The organism is Desulfobulbaceae bacterium DB1 (assembly GCA_001914235.1).
Lineage (GTDB): Bacteria > Desulfobacterota > Desulfobulbia > Desulfobulbales > SURF-16 > DB1.
In genome coordinates, this window is sequence record MQUF01000018.1 from 1 (window position 1) to 22,422 (window position 22,422).

Below are 22,422 nucleotides of genomic sequence, written 5' to 3' on the forward strand. Positions count from 1 at the left end.
CAGACTAAGGTTGATTGGCAGTTTAGAACAGATGATGCGCGAATAAAACTAAAACGGCTTTATCCGAAACTTTAACATATACAATGTACTAGGTGAGCTGGGTACAAACAGTGGAGGTGTAATTATGAAGAAACATAATTATCACCACCTAGTCCGAGAGTCGATTAAGACTGGTTCAGCCGTCGCGAAGCTGCTCTATTATGGGCTAAAGGTGGTTGAAATAGTAATGAAACTTTCGGACTTGGTTTCATTCTACTTGATAATACCGAGAAACATGCATGCCTCCCCTCTCTTACCCTCTATGGATAGAAAAATACGAACTGAAGCCAGACCTGTGGATTTTTAAACCCTCGAAAGAGTCTGTGAAGCTTGGGAAAGAGGTCAAAGCGGCAATAGAAAAGAAATGGTCGCCACCTTGTTATTATTTTCACTTGCTGCCTGGAGGTCATGTGGCAGCCCTGTATACTCACAAACCGAATCGTTTCTTCACACATCTTGATATTTCAAAATTCTTTAATTCGATTAATAGAAGCAGGGTGACGCGTAGTGTCTCGTCAACTATTAAGTGTCGGGTAGAGACGTGCCAGCTTTATCCGTGCATCCTTGGCGGTAAACTGCCAATTTACTTTAGCGTCTCTATTGTTTCGCGTTTCTTGCCATGCCCGCACTTCTTTCCTGACGACCTCGATATCGTCAATCCTTCTGTCCAGACATTGGCCAGTGAGCACGTTCAACTCTATTTCTGCCATATTCAGCCAGCTCCCGTGTTTCGGGGTATAAACAAATTCAAAGCGATCCCATAATGCTTTTGCCTTTTCCGGCGCGAACGTTTCATACAGGGAGCCGGGTTCGTGCGTATTCAAATTGTCCATCACCAGCGTTATTTTTTCAGCATTGTTGTATTGGCTGGCAATCTCTTCCAGGAAAAGCGCCCAGTCCGGTTTGGTTTTCCTTTCGGTGATTGTCACCATGCGCTTTCCCGCCAGCGGCTCGCAAGCAAGAAAAATATTGCATACACCCCGGCGGCAGTATTCATAATCGTGCCTTGCCGGCTGACCGGGTGATGCTGGAATTGGGCACCTTGTCTCCCCGATCAACTGCTTTGGAGATTCGTCCATACAGACAACAGGATGGAGAGGATCAAGTGGCCGCCTGTAAACATCCAGCACCTTTTCCATGTTTGCGACAAAACTGCCATTGTGTTCCGGTGGAATCACCCATCCTTTTTGCCGCCAAGGCTTGAGTTCGTTTTTTTTAAAATGCGCCGAACAGCCTCATGGGAGATATTCTCAATATAATTGAGCTCGACTGCTTTGTCCGCCAGCAACCGCAAAGACCACCTGGAAAAACCTTCTGGCGGACTACTGCAGCTCAGTGCAACCAAATGCGCCTCAAAATCCCCGTCTGCTTTTTTGATGTAAACACGATCTCCTTTCCTCTTCTCAAGGGCAAAATCAAACCCTTCTTCGACGAACCGTTTCTTGACCCTGTCAATTTTTCTCATGCTTATGTTCAGGACGCGGGCAATCTCTTCGTTGGTTGAACGGTTAGTTTGAAATTCGCCAACGAACAAGGTTAGATTGTGCAAGCGCAGCGAGCCACAATCTGAACCGGTGGTTGGACAAGCCCGGTGGACGTATATAGAAAAGAGCTTTTGGGTTCCGGAGGGATCGGATCAGGCGAAGGAAGACGGGAGTGGCCCCCGCAATGTTCTTTGAAAAGGATTTTGGTGCTGTATCATGCTGCTTTACGCTGATTTCCGGCGTTTTTCGGGCGCAGGAGTCCCGTCCCGGTGCAATCCGGCTTGTGTCCTCGGCAAGTTCACGGCTTTCGTTTACATACCCGATGCCTCCGGCTCGTCTATTGCCGTAACGGAGCGGCCATGGCCGGTGGCCGGGCGATCATTGTCGCGGCGATCACCATGGCGGCCCCGCAGGCCGGGCAGATGATAGCCGGCCGTTGCTTCAGGTTGCGGACAAGGGCGCGCCATGGCGCGACCCGCAGCACCAGCTGCAGGAAGCGGAGCAGCTTTTTGCTGCATGCATGGAGAAAACCATACGACCTTGCCCGTCGAAACCCTCGGGGCAGCACATGGAGCATAAGCAGGTAGAGGAAGTACTCGCCCTTGACGGTTCGGGTCCGGTCTTCTCCGCTTTTGGCATGGCGATACCGGAAGGTGACCATGCCGTCCCGGCAGTGCAGGATGTCTTTTTCCCGGATAACACCCCGGTACAGATAACGGCCAAGATAGATAAGGGCCTTCTCGCCGTTGCCCGCGTCCTTGCAGTCAACCACCCACTGATCGGGGCAATCATGGGGAACCGGCAGCTTGTTTTCGACCAGGGTCTGGAGCAGCTTCGCCCGAAAGACCTTGGCCATGGCCTTGTGGCTGAAGAGATATTTCCCGGATTTTTCCTTCCACAGCCCGGTTTGCGGGTTGATGCTTGCTCCGGGCATGACAACGTGGATGTGCGGATGATAGTCCAGGGTTCTGGAATGGGTGTGGAGGATGGCGGTGAATCCCGCTGATCCGCCGAGTTTTTTGTCGTTATTGGTGAAGGATTTCAGGAGGTCCTGTACTGCCCTGAACATCAGGGCGTAAACGGTTTTCTGGTGTTTCCACGCCAGATCCCGCATCTGCCCGGGCAGCGTGAAGGTGATCAGGTAGTATTGACACGGCAGTCGTTTGTCAAGCTGGCTTTCCAGCCACTGCCGGCTCTCATGGTTCTGGCAATGGGGGCAGTTTCTGTGGCCGCAGGAATGGGGAATATAGATCCGTTCGCCGCACCGGTGGTCCGAACAACGGGCCAGCATGTGCGGTCCATGCTCGTATCTGCATCGGGCCATGGACTCCAGAGCCTTGATGTGGCCTGACAGGAGATTTTTGTTGTAGGTGCGGAAGAAGCTGTCCCTGAACTTGTTGATGATCGTGGAGAGCAGCATTATTTACGCCCTCCCCATCTGATGTCCAGGGAGTTGACCAGGGAATTGACGGCCAGTCTCGCATTGTTGGCCGTGGTGGAGGTCAGGTGGGTGTATCTGGCGGTGGTCAGGATGCTGACATGGCCAAGGATCTGCTGCAGCTCAAGCAGATCAACCCCGGCCTCCAGCATGTGGGTGGCATAGCTGTGACGCAGGGAGTGGCATGAGATTTTTTTTTATGCCGAGTTGCCGGACAACGGTCTGCATGGTGGTTTGAATGCCGCCCCTGTCCAGGGGCAAATCAACCAGGTGGGCATTTTTCAGACCTCTTTTCCTGCTGGGGAAGAGGAACCGGGGATGCTTGTGCATGGCCCAGAACTCCCGCAGCACCCGCAAGGTCTTGTCTGGCAGCGGCACCAGCCGGTCCTTGTTACCCTTGGCATCACGAATATGGACCCGCATGTTGCCTGCGTCGATGTCGCCGACTGTGAGTCGAATGCCTTCGCCAAGGCGCAGGCCCATGCTGTAGCAGGTAAAAAAGAAGACCTTGTAGCTCAAGGTTTTGGTTGCGGCAAATAGTTGCTCCGTCTGCTCGACGGACAGGATGTCAGGGATTCTGGATGTCTTGGGAGGCTTGATCAGGGGGATATCTTCCCAGGGTTTGTTCAGTACCCCGGAATAGAAGAACTTCAGGCCGTAGAGGTCGAGCTTGACCGCGCTCCAGGAATGCGTGTCCAGGAGTTCCGTGAAATAGTCGAGCAACTGGCCGGAGTTGAGGTTGTCAATCCTGCAATCGAAATAGTTGCCGATACGCCGGATCGCCCTGGCGTAGGCGTCGATGGTCTTGGGCTGCAGACCGCCCAGTTTGAGGCATTTCAGGTGTTTCTGATACTGCTTGTTGAAGAGGGAATCTTGTGGCATGGTGGTGTTCATTGTAACCTCCTTGGTAATAGTTGATGCGGCGGCCTCGCCTTTGCTCCGCCACTCTCTACTTATTACCGTATGCCGTGAGATTACAACATGTTAATGATGGATAAACAAGCTCGCTCGTGACTCGTCTGCCGCGTAGCGGCTTCGTCCAACAAGCTGTTAAACACCCCCGGCAAAAGCAGCTTCCTCGCCATTCCTTGAATATATGCCCGGGCCACCAACCCTCCCATGGAATGGGCAATAACGTTTACATGGGCAGCACCGGTATCTGCCTTTATCTTCTTCACAGCATCAGCAAGAGTAGCCGCCGTCAGAGTTATATCAATCGAGGTGTCGTAGTTTAACGTATATACGTTAGGTCCGTTATCCAAGTCGTACAAACCACGGACTGCGCTACCAAAAGTGCTGTATGAATCCCCCACAAAGGCATTCTTATTTAAACCCAATAAACCGACCCCGAGATTTATGCCATGAACAAAAAGGACTGGGGCATAATGCGAACTCCTTTTATCGCCATGCCTAAACAAGGTGTTAGCTATGAGGCAGAAATGTGAGAAATGATTGGTTTGCCCAATGACAACATTATGTTCGGTATCAACCACAGCCCCTTCTAGCGCCAGCCAAAGGCCAGAGGCGGCATCAAAAGTATAGAGGCGGAGTGATGATTCATCGACAATGTTGTTCTGGGCAAGCTGTGCCTCGTCATATGACACCTTGATTGTTACCGGCTGGGAAAATTGTCCACTTGGCCGCAGGTCGAACGTTGGTCCGAAAGTCGGTGAAGAAGGGGGTGATGGTGGAGGGGAAGTGGTGTCAATGGTAACCGTGCTGGGTGCTGTCAGAGCCCCGGCTGGAAATTCGACTGTAATTCCCATCGCGGGATTGGCCGGGTCGATAGTTGTAACACTGCCACCTGACACACCAACGTCTTCCGCGGCATCAGGAAGTTCGGCCAACACTTTCGTCGTATAGGTAAACCTTGCAGCGACAGGATTACTAAATGATAACCTTTTTGCTGCTATCGTGGCGCCAGAGAGAAGTTGCCCCGTAGCTGTTGTGAATAAAAGGAAAGGCTTGCCGTCATCCGTCACGCCGTCGGCATTGGCGACGGTGACGGTGGTGGTGCTGATGGAGTCGATCACCACCTTGACCGGGGTGAGCAGCACCTCAGTGGAGATGTTGGTGACCGAGACATCGAGGTAGCTCTGCTTGGTCAGCCGGTCATACATCAGCAGGCCCTTGTTCAAGCGCACCATGGCGGTGACATCCGTTTCCGCCCAGGCGGCGGAAGACAATACCAGGAACCAGACAAAAACCATGGCGCGAGCCAGCCAGTGCGGGCTTTTTTCTCTCTTCATTTTCCTCTCTCCCTTTTTTTGATGAATGGCAAAAAGTCTTTTTTAACCACGGAGCGCACTGAGGACACAGAGAAAACATTTTGAATTACAAGCAGTTATCTCCGTGGTCTCCGTGGTTCATTTTTAGTTTTTACGAGACCATCTTTTTTTGATGAATGGCAAAAAGTCTTTTTAACCACGGAGCACACAGAGGACACGGAGAAAACATTTTGAATTACAAGCAGTTATCTCCGTGAGCTCCGTGGTCTCCGTGGTTCATTGATGGTTATTGGTCAACATGCCGACGACGGCGCGCCGCGCCGTACAACCCGGCAAGGCCCGTGCCCATGAGCAGCATGGTGGCCGGTTCCGGCACCGGCGTGTTGTTGCCGGCAGCGGAGACGATATCGATATTAAAGACCCGGGCCGTGCTGCCGGCGTCCCAATCACCGCCCCAGATCAGCCCCCAGTCGAGGGAAATAGTATCGCCCTGATAGGAAGTCAAGTCAAAGCTGACCTGGCCCGCGCCGCTGGCGTCGGCATACCACGCCACATCGTTGCCGTAATTGATGGTGAATTGCAGATAGTCGCCGTAGTCGTCATCACTCATCGTGAATTCATAATCAAAAGAGAGGGTGATGGCGTCCGCCGCGACGGCAAAGGCATCGTTGTAGAAATAAAGGGCGGCGTCCGCCATGCTCTCGGTGAAACTCACCACTCCGCCGCTTTCCATGACGCTGCCCGGCTCATTTTCCATGACGCTGAAACCGCTCAAATCCATGGGCACGGCCTGGGCCGCGCCGCTGAGCAACACAAATGACAATCCGCCGACAAAACTTGCGATACGCTTTTTCATTTTTTTCCCTCAATGCGCCTTATGCGCAAATCCGTGTGCCTGCCAAACTCCAGCGCCATGGCATGGAGAACCAAAGTACCTGTTATTCCGGGCAGGGGCAGTCTTTCCCCCATTGCCGAACACAAACTCCCAAAGCAATTTGCAAATTCCATGCCTGGCAAGAAGAGAGGAGAGGAGAGGAGAGGATTCAACATATTGAAATTACTATATTTTTTAAATGAAGCCTTCTGGGGCAACGGCGCGGCGCAACCGCGCCAAGCACCATTATTCCTGAAAAACGGAAAAAGCCAAGAAAGCACGTAAACCAAACCGCGCGCGCCTGGCAAGGATCTGAGGGAGAAAACGGAGTGGGAAAACGGGCGAAAAATCCGTTTTTCCGTTAAAGTGGAAATATCGGCAAGGCAACGAAGGCCTCGGACAGGGGCATTATTTTTTTTGCGGGTATCAAGATGGCCTCGCAAAAACTGAAAATCAACCACGGAGCACGCGGAGATAACTGACTGTAATTCAAAACGTTTTCTCTGTGCCCTCTGCGCTCTCCGTGGTAAAGATAGACTTTTTCCGATTTCATCAATCAACCGCCGCTGATCAGGTTACCGAGAAAAATTTCCAGCAAACTCCGCGCTTTTTCAAAAAGAAAAGCGACAAGAGCCTGCAAAGGGACAATGATCTTCCCCCATATCCCCTGCCGCGGTTCATCAGCGGCAGCTTCACCCCGCAGGGCCCGCTCCAGCCGATCCGCCCTGACTCCCGGCGCCGGATGGCTGGCCAGGAAGGAATGGGTATCCCCCAGGGTGGCAAGCTTACGCAGGGCCGACACCGCGGCTGCGGGCCGGTAACCGTTTTTTTCCAGAAAGGCCAGTCCGTAATCGTCCGCCTCCCTCTCCTCCTGCTGGGAGAACTGGGCGCCGGTGAGTTTCTCGGTAAACCAGCCGATCTCCGACCGGGCAAGAACGCCGGCCACGTTGTTCTGGGAGGCGATTCCCTTGCGCACGGCACTGCCGGCATAGGCCAGCTGCAATTTTTTGCGGATATGCTCTTTCACCACATGGCCCATTTCGTGGCCCACGACAAAACGCAGCTCATCATCGTCCATCATATCCATCAGACCGCTGTAAATGCGGATGGTGCCGTCCGCCATGGCAAAGGCATTGACCTCCGGGGCGAGATAAACCTTGTATTCGAATCGGAAATCCCCCTCCCGGCCATGGGCGCCGACCAGCCGCTGCAATCGCTCGCCATAACTGTTGCCGGCAGGGGCGATACTGTTTCCGGCATCGCTGACAAGGGCGGCTTCCCGTGCCAGGCTCCGCACCGCTTCATCCGACAGGGTAACGGCCTTTACCGCATCAAGACCGGCTTCCGCGGCAAGCCGGACATCCGTTTCCTCGCACCCTGTCAGCAGATGACAACAGACGAGAAAGGCCACCAAGATACCCGGTAATTTCAGAGAAAAATCGACTGACATGTTTATTTTCCAAGCTCCTCTCTTTGGTGAACTCGTAAAAAGTCTGTTTTCACCACTGAGCACACAGAGATCACAGACAAAATATTTTTAATTACAATTAGTTATCTCTGTGGCCCCTGTGCTCTCCGTGGTTAATTTTCAGTTTTTACGAAATCATCCTCTTTTAGTGTCTTGCATTTCCCGCCAAATCCTTCCGGGAATTGCCGCGCGCTTCACCCCGCCCAATCGCTGACGAGGTAACTCGTTTATTATAATCAGACAAAAAGCAAAAGCCGCATTTTTATTCCGCAACTCCCGCAACCCGGCAAAAAAACAGGACAATCCGGACTATTTTTATATTTTTTCTCATTGTTCTGTTTCTTTTCTTCCTCTCTGCTACTATCATATTATGAATTGTTATATTGCAAGAACGGCTTTCCAACCGCACGTTATTCGCCAAAACACGCCGAGGGGGTGACCATGATAAAAAAACTGTTAGCTCCGCTTCTTTCATTCCTGCTGCTTTTCGCCCTTGCTTCCTGCATAACCTCCCAGCAGCTCCGGGATCGACGCATCGCCGCCAATCCCGAAACATTCAATTCCTTCAGCCCGGAGATCCGGGAAAAGGTGCGGGTCGGCCAGATAGAGATGGGCTTTACCGAGGAAATGGTTCGATTGGCCTGGGGAAATCCGCACCAGGTTTATGCCCGCACCACGGAAAAAGGCAATGCCGTTGTTTGGACTTACAGCAGAACAAGAACCATGACGCAGACCGACCGGATGACCGTTCCGGTGCGGGTATACGATCGAGCAGGCAGGAGCAGCATCCAGTATCAGAATGTCTGGATCAACAGGGATACCCAGCAGGATTATACCGTGGCCCGGGTGGAATTTATCGGGGGAATGGTTTCCGCCATAGAGCGCCTGGATCTGTAATAATTTACAAAAATGACAACCAACAATAAGGTAGGATCATGCTGCTTGTCCTTTCTCCATCCAAAACCCAGGATTTCAACTGCAGAAGCTATAGCCGTTACACCATGCCGGTGCTGCTGCGGGAAAGTGAACTGCTCATCGACATCCTGAAACAACAAAGCGCGGAACAGATCGGCGAATTGATGGGCATCAGTGACAATCTGGCCCAGCTTAACCGGCAGCGTTTTCGTAAATTCCACCCCCCCTTTAATCTTCAGAATGCCGGACAGGCCCTGCTTGTCTTCAAAGGCGACGTCTATGGCGGCATTGCTTCGGACAACTATGAAGAGGAAGATTTCGATTTCGCCCAGCAGCATCTGCGGATTCTCTCCGGTTTGTACGGCGTGCTGAAACCCCTTGATCTCATTCAGCCCTATCGCCTGGAGATGGGAACAAAACTGGCCACGGAACGGGGCAAGGACCTCTACGCCTTCTGGGGCGGAAAAATCACCGACGTCATCAATGCCGATCTGCCGGGAGAAGAATCCGCCGTCCTGGTGAATCTCGCCTCCTCTGAATACTTCAAGGCAATTCAAACGAAAGCGATCAAAGGACAGGTGCTGACCGTCTCCTTCAAGGAAAAGAAAAATAACGAATATAAGACCATCGGCCTCTTTGCCAAGAGGGCGCGGGGACTCATGGCGGATTTTGTCATTCAAAACCGCCTGACCCGCATCGATGATCTGAAGACCTTTGACCGCGACGGCTATCGGTATCGGCAAAGCCTTTCCAGTGACACGGAATTCGTCTTCAGCCGGGAGTAGCGCATGCACATCCATAATTTACAAGAATGGCGGCACGGCCATGATTTTGCCGTTATTCATGAACATGGCGAAAAACGCACCATCCAGGTGCTGCTGCTCACCACCGTCACCATGGTGGCCGAGATCGTGGCGGGCGCCGCCTTCGGCTCCATGGCCCTGCTTGCCGACGGCTGGCACATGGGCACCCATGCCGCCGCCTTTTTGATCACCATCTTTGCATACCGCTACGCAAAAAAACACGCAAGCAGCCCTGATTTCGCCTTCGGCACCGGCAAGGTCAGTGTGCTCGGCGGCTTTGCCAGTGCCGTGGCCCTGGCGGTGGTGGCGCTCGTCATGCTGGCCGAATCGGTGCGCAGATTCTGGAACCCGGAAGCCATCTCGTTCAATGAGGCCATTGCCGTGGCCGTGCTCGGTCTCGTCGTCAACCTGGTAAGCGCCCTGTTGCTGCAAGATCGTCACAGCCACGACGATCATCACGACGAACACGACCGGCACCATCATCACGACCACAATTTGAAAGCCGCCTATCTGCATGTGCTGGCCGACGCGCTGACATCGGTGCTTGCCATCGCAGCGCTTATTGCCGGAAAATTTCTGGGGTGGGGCTGGATGGATCCGATGATGGGCGTGGTCGGCGCCACGGTCATCACCCGCTGGTCATACTGCCTGATCCGGGAAACAGGCCCCATCCTGCTGGACGGCAGCATCAGCGGCGCATACCGGGAGGCCATCCGAAGAAAAATAGAAGAGGACCGGGACAACCGCGTTTCGGACATGCATGTCTGGAAGGTGGGACCGGCCCATTACGCGGGGATCATTTCCATCGTCACCCATTCTCCCCGCAACCCGGACTATTACAAAAAACTGCTGGCCGGCTTCGACAAAATCTCCCATCTCACCATGGAAATAAACAAATGCTCCGGTGAATCGTGCATGATCCCGACGGAGGACGGATGATGCTGAAGAGATTTTTTCGCAAAACAGCTCCGGTTTATCAAATCATCTCCCCTTTTCAGGCCCTGGTCAAAAAACTTGCCACCAGCGGTTTCATCCTGTTCTACACCACGGCTGCCGCCATGCTCTGGGCCAATTTCCATCATGACAGCTATCAGCATCTATGGCACCTGCCGCTTGCCGTTTCCCTGGGCGACGTAAGTTTTTCCAAATCCATCCTGCACTGGATCGACGAAGCGCTGATGACCCTCTTCTTTTTTGTCGTCGGCCTTGAAATCAAACGGGAAATCCTGATCGGCGAGCTGTCCTCCATGCGCAGGGCACTGTTGCCGGTGGCCGGAGCGGTGGGCGGCATGCTGGCGCCGGCCCTGATCTATGCCATCATCACTTACAACACCGATGCGGCCCACGGCTGGGGCATCCCCATGGCCACCGACATCGCCTTTGCCCTGGCGGTACTTTCACTTCTCTCCAAACGGATCCCCTACGGGCTCAAGATCTTTCTCTCGGCCCTGGCCATTGCCGACGATATCGGCGCAGTGCTGGTCATTGCCCTGTTCTATACCGCAACCATCCACTGGGCCTATCTCGGCTTCGCCGCCTTGTTGCTCGTCTGCCTGTTTGTCGCCAACCTGCTGTGGATCCGACACACCCTGGTTTATGCCCTGCTGGGTCTCGGCATCTGGTGGGCCTTTCTGGGAGCGGGTATCCATGCCACCGCGGCCGGGGTCCTGGTCGCCCTTTTCATTCCGGCCCGGGGCAAATACGACACCAACACCTTTGTCAACGAGGTGCGCTCATTTCTCGTCCGTTTTGACTGCCGGAACGGTGACTGCGGCCACACCATCCTGTTGAACCAGAATCACCTCAACGCGGTGCAGGCCATCGAACTTGCCTGCCACCAGACGGAAACACCGCTGCAACGGCTGGAACACGGCCTGGGCGCCTGGATCTCCTACCTGGTCGTGCCGCTGTTCGCCCTGGCCAATGCCGGGGTCGCGGTCAGGACGGAAGGGCTCACCGACACCATACGGCATCCTGCCACCATGGGTGTCATCCTGGCGCTCGTCATCGGCAAACCGGTGGGCATCACCCTCTTTTCCCTGCTCGCCTCCAAAGCACTCAAGGCCCCCCTCAGCGGCGGCATGAACTGGCTGCACGTCATCGGCGCCGGCATGCTGGGAGGCATCGGCTTTACCATGAGCATCTTCATCTCCGGTCTGTCATTTCAGTCAACGGAACTGATCGATATGACCAAGATCGGCATTATCATCGGCTCGCTGCTTTCGGCGGCCCTCGGCGTCGGCGTCCTGCTCACCGCCGATTTTCTCCACCTCGGTCAGTCGAAAACCGGAACGGATGGGAAAAGCGACGTGTCGGTGTGAGGGATGAAACGGGAACCGGAAAAACGGATCATGAACTCCTGGTTGACATTGAGTTCGAGATAGGTGATTTTCCCCATCACCATCCGGCAGCGCTCGCGATTTTCCCGGTCACGCAGGACAAGCTCCGCCCCGGCCAGCGAACTGTTACCGATGGGCTCATAGGTTGAAAGGGGCAGATCCGGCAGCATGCCCAGGGTGATGGCCCGGCGCGGATCAATATGCCTGCCGAAGGCGCCGGCCACAAAAATGCGGTGCAGATCGGCAAAATCAAGACCAACCTGGTTGATCAGGGTGGTGAGGATCGAATACATCGCCGCCTTGGACCGCATCATGGCGTCAAGATCCACCTGGCCGATCACCACCGGCTCATGAGTGGCCGACTCATCGGCCCGGGCAACGACAAAGGCGAGTCCTTCTCCGGTGTCGATCATCCGCTCAGGGCAGCGCTCACCGCGAAACTTGCCGCGGATATCGATAATCCGCGCCAGATAAAAAGAGGCCACCAGATCAATAATACCTGAACCGCAGATACCGCGTGGCCTGCCGCCGTCAATGGTGCGGTAACGGAGTTCAAGCGTTTCCGGATCGATTGTCACATGTTCGATGGCACCGGGTCCGGCCCGCATGCCCATCCGGGCCACCCCCCCCTCAAGGGCAGGACCTGCCGCCCCGGCGCAGGCAATGAGCCATTCTCTGTTGCCGATCACCACCTCGGCATTGGTGCCGACATCAATCAGCATCGAGGTTTCCTCCTGACGATCCAAACCGCTTGCCAATATCCCGGAAATGAGATCGCCGCCGAAGTAGCTGCCGATACTGGGCATAATCCAAACCGAAGCAGCGGGATGAACGGCAAGGCCGATCTCCCCTGCCGGCACGGGATCGACGCTGTTGACCAGCGGAATATACGGTTCCCGGATGAGATGATAGGGATTGAGCCGCAGGAACAGATGCACCATGGTGGTGTTGCCGCTCACCGACAGCGCCCGGATTTCCCCGCATGCCACCCCGGCCCGTGCGGCGAGCTCGCCGGCCAAATCGTTGATGGTGCCGATAATTGATTCATGCAGCTTTTGCAGGCCGTTGTTGTGGCCCGCAAAATGGATGCGACTGAGGATATCGGCGCCGAATTCGATCTGGCTGTTTTCCCGGTTGCCGCTGGCCAGCACCTTGCCGTCGACCAGATTGAGCAGGCTCGCCTCAAGATGCGTGGTGCCCAGGTCAAGCGCCATGGCCGCCAGCACCGAAGGCTGTTGGGGCAAAAAATCAACCAGCATGGGACCGTCAGGCAGATCGCAGATCAGCGCCGCACCCTTAAAACCGCTCCCGCGAAATGCGGCGGCAACCTCACCCAGACGGGCAAAGGGCAGCCGGGGAGAAAGTCCGGCTGTCGCCCGCAAGGCTTTCATCAGCCGATCGATGTCGCCGGTATTGTCCTGCAGGCTGGGGAAAGGAGCTTCAATGCGTATGGAGTAAACAAATGGCTGCATGTCGGGTTTGCAAAAAAATTATGTTGGGATGGAACCAAATATGATAAATTGATTTGTTTTTAACATCGCAAGGAATCACACTCAATATAATTATGACAAAAATCCTGGCCATTATGACCGGCGGCGTCCTCGGAGTCGTTTCCCGTTCCCTGCACTTCATCTTTGCGCAGCGACACTGCTTGCCGATCTTCCCCTGTGACACACCGGCAAGCAACCTGACGGGCTGCCTGCTGATCGGCAACTTTGGCGGCATCGCCCGCGCTTTTCCGGGCCTTATGCCGGACCGCAAATAGGAAGGGAAAAGTGCCGCTGCTGCTTTACTCATATCTCCTCACCGAGGCCCTTGCCCCTTTTTTTGCAAGCCTCCTTATTCTGACGGCAATCCTTTTTCTCGGACGTCTGATTCCCCTTTTTGATTTCATCATCAATTTCGGTATCGGCCCGGCCGATTTTATCCGCTTTTGCGCCTTCATGGTGCCGAACATCTTTCTCTTTGCCATCCCCATGGCCAGCATGCTGGGGGTCATTCTCTGTTTCACCCGAATGGGCAACGACAATGAGCTGATCGCGCTCAAGTCAACCGGCATCGGCCTTTACCGCATGCTGCCGGCAATCGTCGTCTTTGCCCTCTGCACCTCGCTGCTGACCGGCTACTTTTCCACCACCCTGATACCGGCCGGTTCCCTGGCCATGAAAAAACTCTTTTTCCAGCTGGCCAAGGAAAAAATCGACAAGGGACTGCGGCAAAAGCATTTCAGCGAAGGACTGCCGGGCATCGTCATTTATATCGACAATGAAGACGAAAAAAACGGCACATGGCGGGGAGTCTACGTCTCGGATACCAGGGACAACGAAAATCCGGTAACCATCATCGCGGAATCAGGATTTCTCACGGCCGATATGGGCCGGATGCTGATCAGCCTGCAGTTGGAGCACGGCTCCATGCATGCCGCCAAAGAGTCAACCAGCGACACCGTTTCCTTTGAAAGCTATGCCCTGCATATTCCCTTGCAGGGTGCGGATACCATCGGCGAACAAGAATCCCAGAAACTCAGCAAGAGCGAAATGACGCAAGCGGACATCCGTAAATACGTCGCCGCCCATGACGACACATCAGCAAAAACCCGCTCCCTGCTGGTTGAATACCATATGCGGCTGGTGCTGGCCGGGGGGTGCTTCATCCTCACCCTTCTCGGGCTTCCCCTTGCCATACGCACCAAACCGGGTCAGCGCTCAATCGGCGTCCCTCTCGGCCTGTTCATCTTCATCAGCTATTATGTCGTGCTCTCCTTTGTCAAGGGCATCAGCGAAACCAGTTCGCTGCCGGTCATCTTCGCCATGTGGACCCCGAATATTCTTTTCGGCATCCTGACTATCTATATTCTCCGTTTTGCCGGTCGGGAAAGCACCATCAGCATCATCGACTTTCTGCTCCATACCATCGACCGGGTCCAAAGCAGCCTGCCCCTGCCACGAAAAAAGGACAATTCATGAAACTGCTTGACCGCTATATTTTCAAACAGTTTTTCATGAACCTGCTGCTGGTGCTCGCCTCCCTGGTGGCAATCTACCTGTTGGTTGATTTCTTCGAACGCATCGATAATTTCAGCGAGGCAGGGAAACCCTTCACCCTCGCCCTCACCTATTTTCTACTGAAAATCCCCTTGATTTACGACCAGATGGCGCCGGTCTGCATCCTGCTCGCAGGGGTCGTCACCCTGGGGCTGCTGGGCAAAAACCGCGAACTCATGTCGCTCAATGCCGGGGGCATTTCACTCTTCCGCATTGTGCTGCCCATCATGGCCGCCTCCCTTCTTTTCACGCTGTTTACCGTGGCAGCCGCCCAGTGGCTGCTGCCCAAAAGCAACACCCGCATGAATGAAATCTGGTACCAGGAGGTGACCCAGCAGGTGGCCAAGGGCATTGTCCGCAAAGGGCGTGTCTTTCACAAAGGCGAAAATGGTTTTTACACCCTGAAGCTGCCCGACCCGCAGAAACACCATTTCACCCAGTTCATCTATACCGGATGGGACGAGTCGCACCGCAATATCACCATCTTCCTCACCGCCAAAGGAGCGTCATGGAGCGAAGACGGCTGGACATTCAGAAACGGCCAGATCAAAAAGCCACGCCCCGACGGCGGCTACGACATACAAATTTTTTCCAAACTGAAACTTGACCTGCCCGACACCCCGGATCAATTTTTCATTCCCGTTTACAAAACAGCGGAACTCTCCCTCTCCGAACTGCACCGCAACGCCATGGAGAGCCTGGCGAAAGGCAAGCGCCAGGGCATTATCGACATCAACCGCCGCTTTTCCTTTATCTTCCTGGGGGTGCCGCTGCTGCTGCTGGCCATTCCACTGCTTCATTCCATGCAGCGCAAATGGAGCAGGGATCTGTCCATGACCATTCCGGTCAGTTGCGTCCTGGCCTTTTTTGCCTGGGGTCTCTGGAATGTCGGCCAGTCGTTGAGCCAGGCGGATTACCTGAATTCGTTCGTCGCCTCCTGGTCCATCCATGTCGTGCTTTCGGCAAGCGGGCTCTTGTTGCTCTGGCGAACCAACCGAAGATAGCGCTCCATGCCCGCACCTGAAGAAAAACTCACCGTCCACGACCCCTTGCCGCCGATCAGACCCGGCGCCAAGGTCGGCATTGTCGGCATCCCGCCTCTGACGGTTATCCGGCGGCTCAACGCCGGCGGCGCCCGGATTTACGACCTCGACGAACCGCTGGTCAAGGCGGACATGGAACTGACCACCCCCCATGTGCCCCGGGTTTATTGCGCCATCCTGCGCACCGTGGTGCTGAACGCCCTGCATCTGCCGCTGGATATGATATTTATTGACGTGGGACAGGGCAAATGCGACTGCGCCCTGCACGTCTCAAGCGTGCTGCGGGACATGCTGCCCATCCCGGTGATCCGTACCGGAAACGACGACATGACCCCTTTCGGACATCCCATCTGCACCACCCGCATGAATCTGCTGGAAAAATTGCAAAAAATCACGGCCGGCGTGCAAAGCAGCGCGCCTTATGATAAACAGCACTATCCCCCCTGCCCGCCGACCGCCGGCTTCTGGGGAGTGCCGCCCCGGGATTTCGGACTGCTTGCCCTTTTCCCGGACACAACCCATGTTTACGGCTGGACCCGCTGCATGGAAAACAAAACACCGGCCGACACCGAGCTTGAGACCGTCTTTAACCCGCTGGTCCCCACTGTTTTTTTTGCCCAGTCCTTCTGCGCCAAAACAGCCCTGGCCAAACTGCTGGCGACAAAACACCCGAAGGCCCTTTATCTTGATGTGGATGTCACCTGCAGCAGCAGCACCAGGGCCAAGGTGCAGGCCTTCCTTGAACTTTCCGGGGTCGCCCCATGATGCTTGCTGATTTCGGCACCTCGTACTGCAAATTCCTCGATCTCGACGCGGCGGATGCCGCGCCCACCCTCATCCCCACCAAGGATCTGCCCAGGGGATTGCGGGTGGACCTTGCCACCGGCCATAACGGCAAGCGCTTCAGCTCCCATTACGTCAACGAGCTGACCGCCCTGGCCCGGGGCGGCGAAGAGATGATCGCGGCAACGGACTATGTCCTGCTTGACTGCGGCAGCCGTGACATCAAGTACATCAGCTATTGCGGCGGCGAGCTCCATGACATGGGCTGGAACAGTGAATGCGGCGCTTCCATGGGATTTACCATCGAACTGCTGGAACGCTACTACAACCTCGACTACACAAGCCTTGCCGTGCCGGAAACCACCTTCTCCATCACCTGCGGCGTCCTGGGCATGAGCCACATCTTTGACGCGGTCACCTCCGGCATCTCGGAAGCCGAAGCAGTGGCCCGCTTTGTCAAGGGCATTGCGGTCAATGCCTACCGCTTCGCCGGTTCACCCGAGGTGCTCTATCTCTCCGGCGGTTTGTGCGACAACCCGCTCTTTGTCGGCAGTTTTCCCTGCCGGGTGGTGCCGCTGGGGCGCTTTGTCCTGATCAAGGGCCTGGAAAAAACCGCCAGGCAGCACTTGGCGGAATCCAGATGAGCGGCCAGGCAAACGGCGGCGAACGGCCCAACTGCTTTGCCTGCCGCCATTTCTTCATCACCTACCAGGCTTCCCACCCTTACGGCTGCAAGGCCATGGGCTTTAAATCAAAAAAAAATCCGGCCCTGGTGGTCTACGAAAGCTCCGGCCTCGAATGCCGGCTGTTTGAGAAAAAGTGACGTTTTTTCCGCATAAGTCAATGTCTCGCTCGGCATCATGGCCGCAAAATCACTGTTTCTCACCCCTTGCCGAACCCGGTGCGCAGCAACGAATCACGGCTGATCATGCCCCGGAATCGGCCTTGGGCATCGAGCACCGGCAAACGTTTGAAGCCCTTGTCCGTCATGAGCCTGACGGCCTCGTCCAGAACGGCATTTTCCCCGATGGTGACAATATTCGTCTGCATGACCTCGGCGGCGGTCCCGGCCCGCAACAGTTCACGGAACTCGCGGCATTTCCTGCCGCGTTCCGTGAAGGGTATTTTACTGACGAAATAATTCCAGATGCCTTCATAATGGGCGGATGAGAAGGCGACCAGCAGATCCCGGTCAAAGATCAGCCCCAGGAACCGGCCGTCACCGTCCACCACCGCCACCCGCTGGATGTCGTTGGCGTCGATCATCCGGATGACCTCCTCGATCGAGGTATCCGGCCGAGCCGTCTGCGTATCCCGGCGCATGACGTCGGAGACCAGACGCAGGTTGCCCACTTCGATGTGCTGCGCCCGGAAACTCTTCCAGTCCGGCGCCTCCTTCATGATGGTGCGGAATATATCGATGCGCGAAAGCATGCCGACCAACCTGCCGTCCGCATCGACCACCGGCAGACGTTTCAGCTGCTTTTCAAGCATACGCTCCACGGCCTCGATTGCCAGGCGATCTTCCCGCATGCAAAGCGCCGGTTGGCTCATGGCTTCTGCCGCTTTTTTATCGGCAAGCGCCGCCAGGACGGCAGCCAGGGTATCAGCGCGCGACACAGCGAGCAGACCGAGTCGCATGGGCATGCCTGCCTTATATATCAAATCACTTTGGGTAATGACGCCCACGGGCCGACTCTTTCCGTCAACCACCGGCACGCCGGTAAAAACCGAGGAAAGCAGCAGGCGGACCACATCGTTGAGCGGGGTGTCGATTGTGACTTTATTGGGCGAAACGGTCATGATGTCCCGCACCCTGATGTGCCTGGGGAAGATCGAGCTTCGTGTCTTGTGAGCGACAACCGCGAGGTCTTGCATTGCCACGATGCCGTCCGTGACCATTTTTTCGATTTCCGGCAGAACGCGTTCCACCTCGACGGCCGGTGCGACGATGGTGATGCGCACCGGCATGTTGTAGGAAAGAATGACAAGCCTGTCCGTGGCGATTTCTCCGTTTTCGTAGCACCCCTGCACTCCGCGCGTCACCAGACAACGCATCCCGGCCTTGAGATCATGGATGTAGCGCACGACGGCATCGGCAAGAGGGCTGCCCTGCCAACGAGCTTCCTCGCTGGTAAATATCTCGATTATCCTGTATTGCAGCATGCAGCGCCCTCCTTATTTCAATCGACCCAGCCAAAGGCCAAGCAAAACCAAGGCCCCGCCGATAATGTTATTGGAAAAAAAATTGACCAGCGCAACAAGGTGGGTTGCGGCACGCATACCATTGACGGTCTCCAGGGCAAAAGTCGAAAAAGTGGTCAGTGCCCCCAGATAGCCGGTCATAAAAAAAAGGCGTGCTTGCGGATTCATGAAATCAACGCCTCGTTCCGCCAAGGAAAAGGCCAAACCGACCAGGAAACACCCTGAAAGATTAACGATCAGCGTCCCCCAGGGGAAGCCGGTACCGAAGAGCTTCACGGCAAGAAGTCCCATTGCATACCTTGACAGGGCCCCAAGGCTGCCGCCGATCATGACCAGCAGTATTTTCGTCATGCCGCCACCCGTCCGCAGAAATTGTATCGTCTTTTCAAAACCGCAATGCCGCCTTTAATCGTTTCGGGTTGAGCCGCCAAACTGCGTTCGCAAAGAGCTTGCCGTCAACCGGGAGTGTCCCGGTGAAATCCGTCACCAGGTGCCGTAGTTGTACCGCGCCAAATCCTGGTATTTCAAGCGCAAATATAAAAAAACCTTTCTTCGGCTCGTTATTAATTTTCCTTGTTGCCGCCGCAAGCGGCATTGATGTCAGTTGAGGAGAGACAGCGCCGCCACGGCATGCCAGGTGGTGTCGAGAAACGCCGTGGCCCGGAGACCGCGACCAAAGCCGCCGAAGGCGGTCTGGCAACCGGCAAGAAACTGTCCGGCCCTTTCCGGGTCGGCAGGCACCGCCCCCAAGGCGTCAAGCGCTCGGAGACAGGAATGGCAGTTCTCGACAAAGGAAGTGGTGCCGGGGAAAAAGCCGAAACCGCCGTCACCGTTCTGGCTGGCCCGGAACCAGGAAATCATCTCCTCATCGGAGCGCGGCAAGGCACGTCCGAATATCCGGCTCAGATACAAATGCATCCAGGCCTCGTCAACGCTCCGCCAATGACGGTTCAAAACGGCGGCAAGGTGACGCTCTCCGGCTTTCATCGCCGGTTTACGTCCCAGCACCTCCGCCAAAATTCCGGCGCAATAATACCAGTCATCCAGAGAAACGGCAGTTTGTATCCTGTCGAGCACGGCCGCCTCGACGGCATCTGAGTCCAATGCAATCCCAGCGGTCCGACAGCACCAGAGCAGCTGGAAGGTCATCCTGGCTCCGACGGACAGGGTCCGCCGACAGCCCTCCAGATAAGACCGCAGATTCTCGTCTTCAGCGGGATCAAATCCTTTTCCCAGCTCGTCGTACTGCCGGGCAAGGCCAAGGATGTTCAAGGCGTGGTAGGTGTCCTCGATGGTAGCCGGCAGCCTGGGTGTGGCGCCGAAACCGCCGGAGGGCTTGCGCCTTGCTTCCACAAAGGGAACGGCAGCGGCCAGGATTGCCGAGAAACGATCAATCACTACCGAACCCATGTCAGTTGTCGCAGGAGAAACATATGAGCGGCTTTGACTTTTCATGCGGTCCCTCTCCGGTTCATTTTCCCCATAACCGGCATCTGCAGGCACCGGCGACGGTTTTCATGAAAACCGAAAACTGCATCGATCACGGCGCCCATTTCCACGATGTCGGACGGTTCCGGCGGCTGTACCGCCACCAGCTCAAGAAAAGCGTGGCGATCAATGCCAGGCCCGGCCAAATCACCATATCACGGCCTGTCCCCATATTCCGGGGCATACGACCTCCAAAACAAAAAAACTCCTGCCTTCCTTTCGGAGGGCAGGAGTCATCAGCTTGCAGGCAAGCGGTTAATGGCGAACTCCATCGCCTTAATATTTATTGCACGATAAACGACGAAACTGAAAATGTCAAACATTCTCCCAATGAAGTCGGACAGATGCTCAACGTACCAGTAATCAGCGGATTTCAGGCGGCAGAGAGCACTGAAACATCCTCCCCGGCGAGGCCTTACCCCGCATCCTGATCAGGGCCGAATTATCGCCACTTCCACTCGGTTTTCAGATCGAGTTTCTTCTGTTCCTCGAAGAATACGACCTCATGTCCCTCAAATTCGCCAAAGGGCAGATACCAGAGCTTGATGTCAACCACGATCTCATCATTGATCAGATCCCTGGTCTTCTTGCCGTCCTTTTCGTATGATTTGAAAGGATAGGGTATCTCGAAGGTTTCCTTGGTGGTTTTCATCGGCGGCAAACTGGTTTCACGCAGAAGACCGCTCTTTTCATAGGGCCCTCTGCCCATTTCCGAACCACGGCCCATGCGGCCGGGATACGGCATGTAGATTTTCTGATTGTTGTAAATCTCTTTTCCATCGGTTGTTTTGGCAGTCACATCCAGGACCAGCCTATTGGGAGTGGGTCAGCCGTCCGGGATGGTATGCCCGGCCTTGTTGGTGATCTCCACATTAATGATACCCATGGGGATAACGCCTTCAGCGGTGTTTTTGCGCCAGAACAACGAGCGTCCGTCCACTTCCACGTCAACGGCCATCTTGCGCATCTCCTCGCTGTTATAGGACTGCATGTCGTGGCCAAGCCCGGATTTCACCATGTGGCACTCCTGACAGCTCTCACTTCCACCCTCAGCCGTGTAAGCAAAGAGATAGCTGCCGTACAGGGTGGCGCACTGGGAAGGATGAGCCAGCTCGAAATTCGGTCCCTGTCCGTGGCACTGCCCGCAGAATATGGACTCGCCCAGCGCCGGGGCGACAGCCATTTTCGGGAAATTCGGATCATCATGGGCGCCTTCCTTGGAGCCGTAAACCGTATCCGGCTGGGCATATCCGTCGGACCATTTGTGGATGATGGCCATTCTGTTGTGGCAGACCCGGCAGTTGATGTTAAGGCTGGAGATGGTCCCTTCCAGCTTGTCGGCGTAATCGTCGTTGCCATCCTTTTTGGCCTGCTGCCAGCCCTTGATGGTGGCGATAATCTCCCGGGCCACATCATCGGTGGCATCCTCCAGCTGGGGAAGATGGCATTTGGTACACATCCGCAGATGTTCCACGGTAATGTCCTTGTCATCTTTCACTCCGGAATAAGGGAAATTCTTCACCCCGACTTCCATGGCGGTGATGATGGTCGGAGCCGTTCGCCCGGTACCGAGCATCGAACGGGAATGCAGGGAATTCTCCCATTGCCCGTGCGCCTCCTCGTGACATTCGACGCAACTGCTTGAATCATAGCGTTCGACCAGTTCTTTTATGGTCTTGGCCTTCGGCTGCTCGGCGGGTTTCGGACCGCCTTCGCAGTATGCAGTGGCCGTCCATAGTGCCGTCACGGCCAGTAACGGCAAGCCAATCCTCAAAATTTTCCTCATGTTTCCTCCTCGCGTTTTCTGTTAAGTACCGTTTGTGTTTCATCTCCCAACGATTACTGACAAAAATCCAGTTCAATTGCCGCCGAATCCCGACATTCCGTGCCACGAAGACACATGGACGACACTTCCGTTTCAAATTCGGTCGCCGAGGGATCTCCCGGCTGCACCGGGTGCCCCCGGTCTCCATTCAAAAACAGCGGTCTTCCGTTTATTGATTGCCGGCTCATATGTGCAAAAAACCGGAAAATAGTGGCTTGGCAAAACGCTTTTTTTGCAACTTCACACGACATATCAGACAGTTACATACACAAAACGGCCATCGAGCGGATTTGCACGAGACAAACTGAATTCGCTTTCCGCGCCGGCAGTTTCGCCAAAAAAAACAACAATAACAAAGAGATGCGATAAAATAAAAATTATAGCACAACTGTTCCTGAAATTGCGAAAAATATTGTGGGAACAGCTGGATTTTTTCCCAGAGCTGA

26 protein-coding genes and 2 pseudogenes are annotated in these 22,422 nt (G+C 55.0%); 13 read left to right on the forward strand and 15 right to left on the reverse strand.

Translation table 11 applies throughout. The features are described 5' to 3' along the window. The first annotated feature begins 124 nt into the window (after nucleotides 1–124). Nucleotides 125–346, forward strand: coding sequence for a hypothetical protein (locus BM485_14430; protein OKY74220.1), 222 nt, complete (start codon nucleotides 125–127; stop codon nucleotides 344–346). A 208-nt stretch (nucleotides 347–554) separates the two neighbouring features. Here the strand turns inward: BM485_14430 and BM485_14435 are convergent, their stop codons facing one another. The 8 genes and pseudogenes from BM485_14435 to BM485_14470 form a co-directional block, all read right to left on the reverse strand. After that, entirely contained in the window at nucleotides 555–1,178 is a 624-nt protein-coding gene (locus BM485_14435) for an IS630 family transposase (GenBank protein OKY74221.1), read from the reverse strand. A gap of 35 nt (nucleotides 1,179–1,213) precedes the next feature. Then, nucleotides 1,214–1,549: pseudogene (locus BM485_14440) on the reverse strand (IS630 family transposase). 311 nt (nucleotides 1,550–1,860) lie between these two features. After that, the gene (locus BM485_14445; GenBank protein ID OKY74222.1) at nucleotides 1,861–2,943 is read right to left on the reverse strand and encodes an IS91 family transposase; all 1,083 of its coding nucleotides are present in this window, start codon (nucleotides 2,941–2,943) and stop codon (nucleotides 1,861–1,863) included. Then, the gene (locus tag BM485_14450) at nucleotides 2,943–3,113 is read right to left on the reverse strand and encodes a hypothetical protein (protein ID OKY74223.1); all 171 of its coding nucleotides are present in this window, start codon (nucleotides 3,111–3,113) and stop codon (nucleotides 2,943–2,945) included. The genes BM485_14445 and BM485_14450 overlap by 1 nt, the downstream gene beginning before the upstream one ends. Further along, nucleotides 3,094–3,855 (reverse strand): recombinase, encoded by a 762-nt coding sequence (locus BM485_14455; protein OKY74224.1) that lies wholly within the window; start codon nucleotides 3,853–3,855, stop codon nucleotides 3,094–3,096. Before BM485_14455 ends, BM485_14450 begins: the two co-directional genes overlap by 20 nt. 80 nt (nucleotides 3,856–3,935) lie before the next feature. Further along, nucleotides 3,936–5,210, reverse strand: a complete 1,275-nt coding sequence (locus BM485_14460; protein OKY74225.1) for a hypothetical protein — start codon at nucleotides 5,208–5,210, stop codon at nucleotides 3,936–3,938. Nucleotides 5,211–5,475: 265 nt separating this feature from the next. Continuing rightward, nucleotides 5,476–6,045 carry a hypothetical protein gene (locus BM485_14465; GenBank protein ID OKY74226.1) on the reverse strand — a complete coding sequence of 190 codons (570 nt, stop codon included), beginning with the start codon at nucleotides 6,043–6,045 and terminating at the stop codon, nucleotides 5,476–5,478. A gap of 574 nt (nucleotides 6,046–6,619) precedes the next feature. After that, nucleotides 6,620–7,513 carry a hypothetical protein gene (locus BM485_14470; protein OKY74227.1) on the reverse strand — a complete coding sequence of 298 codons (894 nt, stop codon included), beginning with the start codon at nucleotides 7,511–7,513 and terminating at the stop codon, nucleotides 6,620–6,622. Nucleotides 7,514–7,972: 459 nt separating this feature from the next. Between BM485_14470 and BM485_14475 the strand changes: the two genes are divergently transcribed. Genes BM485_14475 through BM485_14490 form a run of 4 tightly spaced genes read left to right on the forward strand, consistent with a single transcriptional unit; the run spans nucleotide 7,973 to nucleotide 11,570 of the window. After that, nucleotides 7,973–8,428, forward strand: coding sequence for a hypothetical protein (locus BM485_14475; GenBank protein OKY74228.1), 456 nt, complete (start codon nucleotides 7,973–7,975; stop codon nucleotides 8,426–8,428). A gap of 38 nt (nucleotides 8,429–8,466) precedes the next feature. Continuing rightward, nucleotides 8,467–9,231 (forward strand): hypothetical protein, encoded by a 765-nt coding sequence (locus BM485_14480; GenBank protein OKY74229.1) that lies wholly within the window; start codon nucleotides 8,467–8,469, stop codon nucleotides 9,229–9,231. 3 nt (nucleotides 9,232–9,234) lie between these two features. Next, complete coding sequence (locus BM485_14485; protein ID OKY74230.1) at nucleotides 9,235–10,188, forward strand: cation transporter; 954 nt, start codon at nucleotides 9,235–9,237, stop codon at nucleotides 10,186–10,188. Beyond that, complete coding sequence (locus tag BM485_14490; GenBank protein ID OKY74231.1) at nucleotides 10,185–11,570, forward strand: Na+/H+ antiporter NhaA; 1,386 nt, start codon at nucleotides 10,185–10,187, stop codon at nucleotides 11,568–11,570. Before BM485_14485 ends, BM485_14490 begins: the two co-directional genes overlap by 4 nt. On the opposite strand, the gene BM485_14495 is transcribed toward BM485_14490, so the two are convergent. Beyond that, complete coding sequence (locus BM485_14495; GenBank protein OKY74232.1) at nucleotides 11,525–13,060, reverse strand: [Fe-S]-binding protein; 1,536 nt, start codon at nucleotides 13,058–13,060, stop codon at nucleotides 11,525–11,527. The genes BM485_14490 and BM485_14495 overlap by 46 nt on opposite strands. A 92-nt stretch (nucleotides 13,061–13,152) precedes the next feature. Between BM485_14495 and BM485_14500 the strand changes: the two genes are divergently transcribed. Genes BM485_14500 through BM485_14525 form a run of 6 tightly spaced genes read left to right on the forward strand, consistent with a single transcriptional unit; the run spans nucleotide 13,153 to nucleotide 17,281 of the window. Beyond that, the gene (locus BM485_14500) at nucleotides 13,153–13,353 is read left to right on the forward strand and encodes a hypothetical protein (GenBank protein ID OKY74233.1); all 201 of its coding nucleotides are present in this window, start codon (nucleotides 13,153–13,155) and stop codon (nucleotides 13,351–13,353) included. Then, on the forward strand, nucleotides 13,304–14,554 hold the full coding sequence (locus BM485_14505) for an LPS export ABC transporter permease LptF (protein OKY74234.1): 1,251 nt from the start codon (nucleotides 13,304–13,306) through the stop codon (nucleotides 14,552–14,554). The genes BM485_14500 and BM485_14505 overlap by 50 nt, the downstream gene beginning before the upstream one ends. After that, nucleotides 14,551–15,636, forward strand: coding sequence for a hypothetical protein (locus BM485_14510; GenBank protein ID OKY74235.1), 1,086 nt, complete (start codon nucleotides 14,551–14,553; stop codon nucleotides 15,634–15,636). Before BM485_14505 ends, BM485_14510 begins: the two co-directional genes overlap by 4 nt. Nucleotides 15,637–15,681: 45 nt before the next feature. Continuing rightward, nucleotides 15,682–16,440, forward strand: coding sequence for a hypothetical protein (locus BM485_14515; protein OKY74283.1), 759 nt, complete (start codon nucleotides 15,682–15,684; stop codon nucleotides 16,438–16,440). Continuing rightward, entirely contained in the window at nucleotides 16,437–17,102 is a 666-nt protein-coding gene (locus tag BM485_14520; protein ID OKY74236.1) for an ATPase, read from the forward strand. Before BM485_14515 ends, BM485_14520 begins: the two co-directional genes overlap by 4 nt. Continuing rightward, entirely contained in the window at nucleotides 17,099–17,281 is a 183-nt protein-coding gene (locus BM485_14525; protein ID OKY74237.1) for a uracil-DNA glycosylase, read from the forward strand. Before BM485_14520 ends, BM485_14525 begins: the two co-directional genes overlap by 4 nt. A gap of 59 nt (nucleotides 17,282–17,340) precedes the next feature. On the opposite strand, the gene BM485_14530 is transcribed toward BM485_14525, so the two are convergent. The 4 genes and pseudogenes from BM485_14530 to BM485_14545 all read right to left on the reverse strand — a co-directional run bounded on the left by BM485_14530 (nucleotide 17,341) and on the right by BM485_14545 (nucleotide 20,061). After that, nucleotides 17,341–18,624, reverse strand: a complete 1,284-nt coding sequence (locus BM485_14530; protein ID OKY74238.1) for a histidine kinase — start codon at nucleotides 18,622–18,624, stop codon at nucleotides 17,341–17,343. A gap of 12 nt (nucleotides 18,625–18,636) precedes the next feature. Continuing rightward, on the reverse strand, nucleotides 18,637–19,014 hold the full coding sequence (locus BM485_14535; protein ID OKY74239.1) for a camphor resistance protein CrcB: 378 nt from the start codon (nucleotides 19,012–19,014) through the stop codon (nucleotides 18,637–18,639). A gap of 94 nt (nucleotides 19,015–19,108) precedes the next feature. After that, nucleotides 19,109–19,201 (reverse strand): annotated as a pseudogene (locus BM485_14540) (ATPase P). 62 nt (nucleotides 19,202–19,263) lie between these two features. After that, nucleotides 19,264–20,061 (reverse strand): hypothetical protein, encoded by a 798-nt coding sequence (locus BM485_14545; GenBank protein ID OKY74240.1) that lies wholly within the window; start codon nucleotides 20,059–20,061, stop codon nucleotides 19,264–19,266. Between the two features lie 35 nt (nucleotides 20,062–20,096). Between BM485_14545 and BM485_14550 the strand changes: the two genes are divergently transcribed. Beyond that, nucleotides 20,097–20,582, forward strand: a complete 486-nt coding sequence (locus BM485_14550) for a hypothetical protein (protein OKY74241.1) — start codon at nucleotides 20,097–20,099, stop codon at nucleotides 20,580–20,582. 11 nt (nucleotides 20,583–20,593) lie between these two features. On the opposite strand, the gene BM485_14555 is transcribed toward BM485_14550, so the two are convergent. Continuing rightward, nucleotides 20,594–20,896 carry a hypothetical protein gene (locus BM485_14555; protein OKY74284.1) on the reverse strand — a complete coding sequence of 101 codons (303 nt, stop codon included), beginning with the start codon at nucleotides 20,894–20,896 and terminating at the stop codon, nucleotides 20,594–20,596. An 81-nt stretch (nucleotides 20,897–20,977) separates the two neighbouring features. Then, entirely contained in the window at nucleotides 20,978–21,937 is a 960-nt protein-coding gene (locus BM485_14560) for a cytochrome C (protein OKY74242.1), read from the reverse strand. A gap of 114 nt (nucleotides 21,938–22,051) precedes the next feature. On the opposite strand from BM485_14560, the gene BM485_14565 reads away from it, so the two are divergent. Beyond that, nucleotides 22,052–22,345, forward strand: coding sequence for a hypothetical protein (locus BM485_14565; GenBank protein ID OKY74243.1), 294 nt, complete (start codon nucleotides 22,052–22,054; stop codon nucleotides 22,343–22,345). Nucleotides 22,346–22,422: the final 77 nt, after the last annotated feature.

Coding starts and splice junctions, on each gene's coding strand:
- BM485_14555 (OKY74284.1), bottom strand. CDS start 20,896: ATGCCGTATCCCGGCCGCATGGGCCGTGGTTCGGAAATGGGCAGAGGG.
- BM485_14525 (OKY74237.1), top strand. CDS start 17,099: ATGAGCGGCCAGGCAAACGGCGGCGAACGGCCCAACTGCTTTGCCTGC.
- BM485_14465 (OKY74226.1), bottom strand. CDS start 6,045: ATGAAAAAGCGTATCGCAAGTTTTGTCGGCGGATTGTCATTTGTGTTG.
- BM485_14460 (OKY74225.1), bottom strand. CDS start 5,210: ATGAAGAGAGAAAAAAGCCCGCACTGGCTGGCTCGCGCCATGGTTTTT.
- BM485_14490 (OKY74231.1), top strand. CDS start 10,185: ATGATGCTGAAGAGATTTTTTCGCAAAACAGCTCCGGTTTATCAAATC.
- BM485_14430 (OKY74220.1), top strand. CDS start 125: ATGAAGAAACATAATTATCACCACCTAGTCCGAGAGTCGATTAAGACT.
- BM485_14530 (OKY74238.1), bottom strand. CDS start 18,624: ATGCTGCAATACAGGATAATCGAGATATTTACCAGCGAGGAAGCTCGT.
- BM485_14535 (OKY74239.1), bottom strand. CDS start 19,014: ATGACGAAAATACTGCTGGTCATGATCGGCGGCAGCCTTGGGGCCCTG.
- BM485_14455 (OKY74224.1), bottom strand. CDS start 3,855: ATGAACACCACCATGCCACAAGATTCCCTCTTCAACAAGCAGTATCAG.
- BM485_14435 (OKY74221.1), bottom strand. CDS start 1,178: ATGGAAAAGGTGCTGGATGTTTACAGGCGGCCACTTGATCCTCTCCAT.
- BM485_14500 (OKY74233.1), top strand. CDS start 13,153: ATGACAAAAATCCTGGCCATTATGACCGGCGGCGTCCTCGGAGTCGTT.
- BM485_14565 (OKY74243.1), top strand. CDS start 22,052: ATGGACGACACTTCCGTTTCAAATTCGGTCGCCGAGGGATCTCCCGGC.
- BM485_14485 (OKY74230.1), top strand. CDS start 9,235: ATGCACATCCATAATTTACAAGAATGGCGGCACGGCCATGATTTTGCC.
- BM485_14510 (OKY74235.1), top strand. CDS start 14,551: ATGAAACTGCTTGACCGCTATATTTTCAAACAGTTTTTCATGAACCTG.
- BM485_14560 (OKY74242.1), bottom strand. CDS start 21,937: ATGAGGAAAATTTTGAGGATTGGCTTGCCGTTACTGGCCGTGACGGCA.
- BM485_14450 (OKY74223.1), bottom strand. CDS start 3,113: ATGCTGGAGGCCGGGGTTGATCTGCTTGAGCTGCAGCAGATCCTTGGC.
- BM485_14495 (OKY74232.1), bottom strand. CDS start 13,060: ATGCAGCCATTTGTTTACTCCATACGCATTGAAGCTCCTTTCCCCAGC.
- BM485_14445 (OKY74222.1), bottom strand. CDS start 2,943: ATGCTGCTCTCCACGATCATCAACAAGTTCAGGGACAGCTTCTTCCGC.
- BM485_14550 (OKY74241.1), top strand. CDS start 20,097: ATGAGCGGCTTTGACTTTTCATGCGGTCCCTCTCCGGTTCATTTTCCC.
- BM485_14475 (OKY74228.1), top strand. CDS start 7,973: ATGATAAAAAAACTGTTAGCTCCGCTTCTTTCATTCCTGCTGCTTTTC.
- BM485_14470 (OKY74227.1), bottom strand. CDS start 7,513: ATGTCAGTCGATTTTTCTCTGAAATTACCGGGTATCTTGGTGGCCTTT.
- BM485_14520 (OKY74236.1), top strand. CDS start 16,437: ATGATGCTTGCTGATTTCGGCACCTCGTACTGCAAATTCCTCGATCTC.
- BM485_14480 (OKY74229.1), top strand. CDS start 8,467: ATGCTGCTTGTCCTTTCTCCATCCAAAACCCAGGATTTCAACTGCAGA.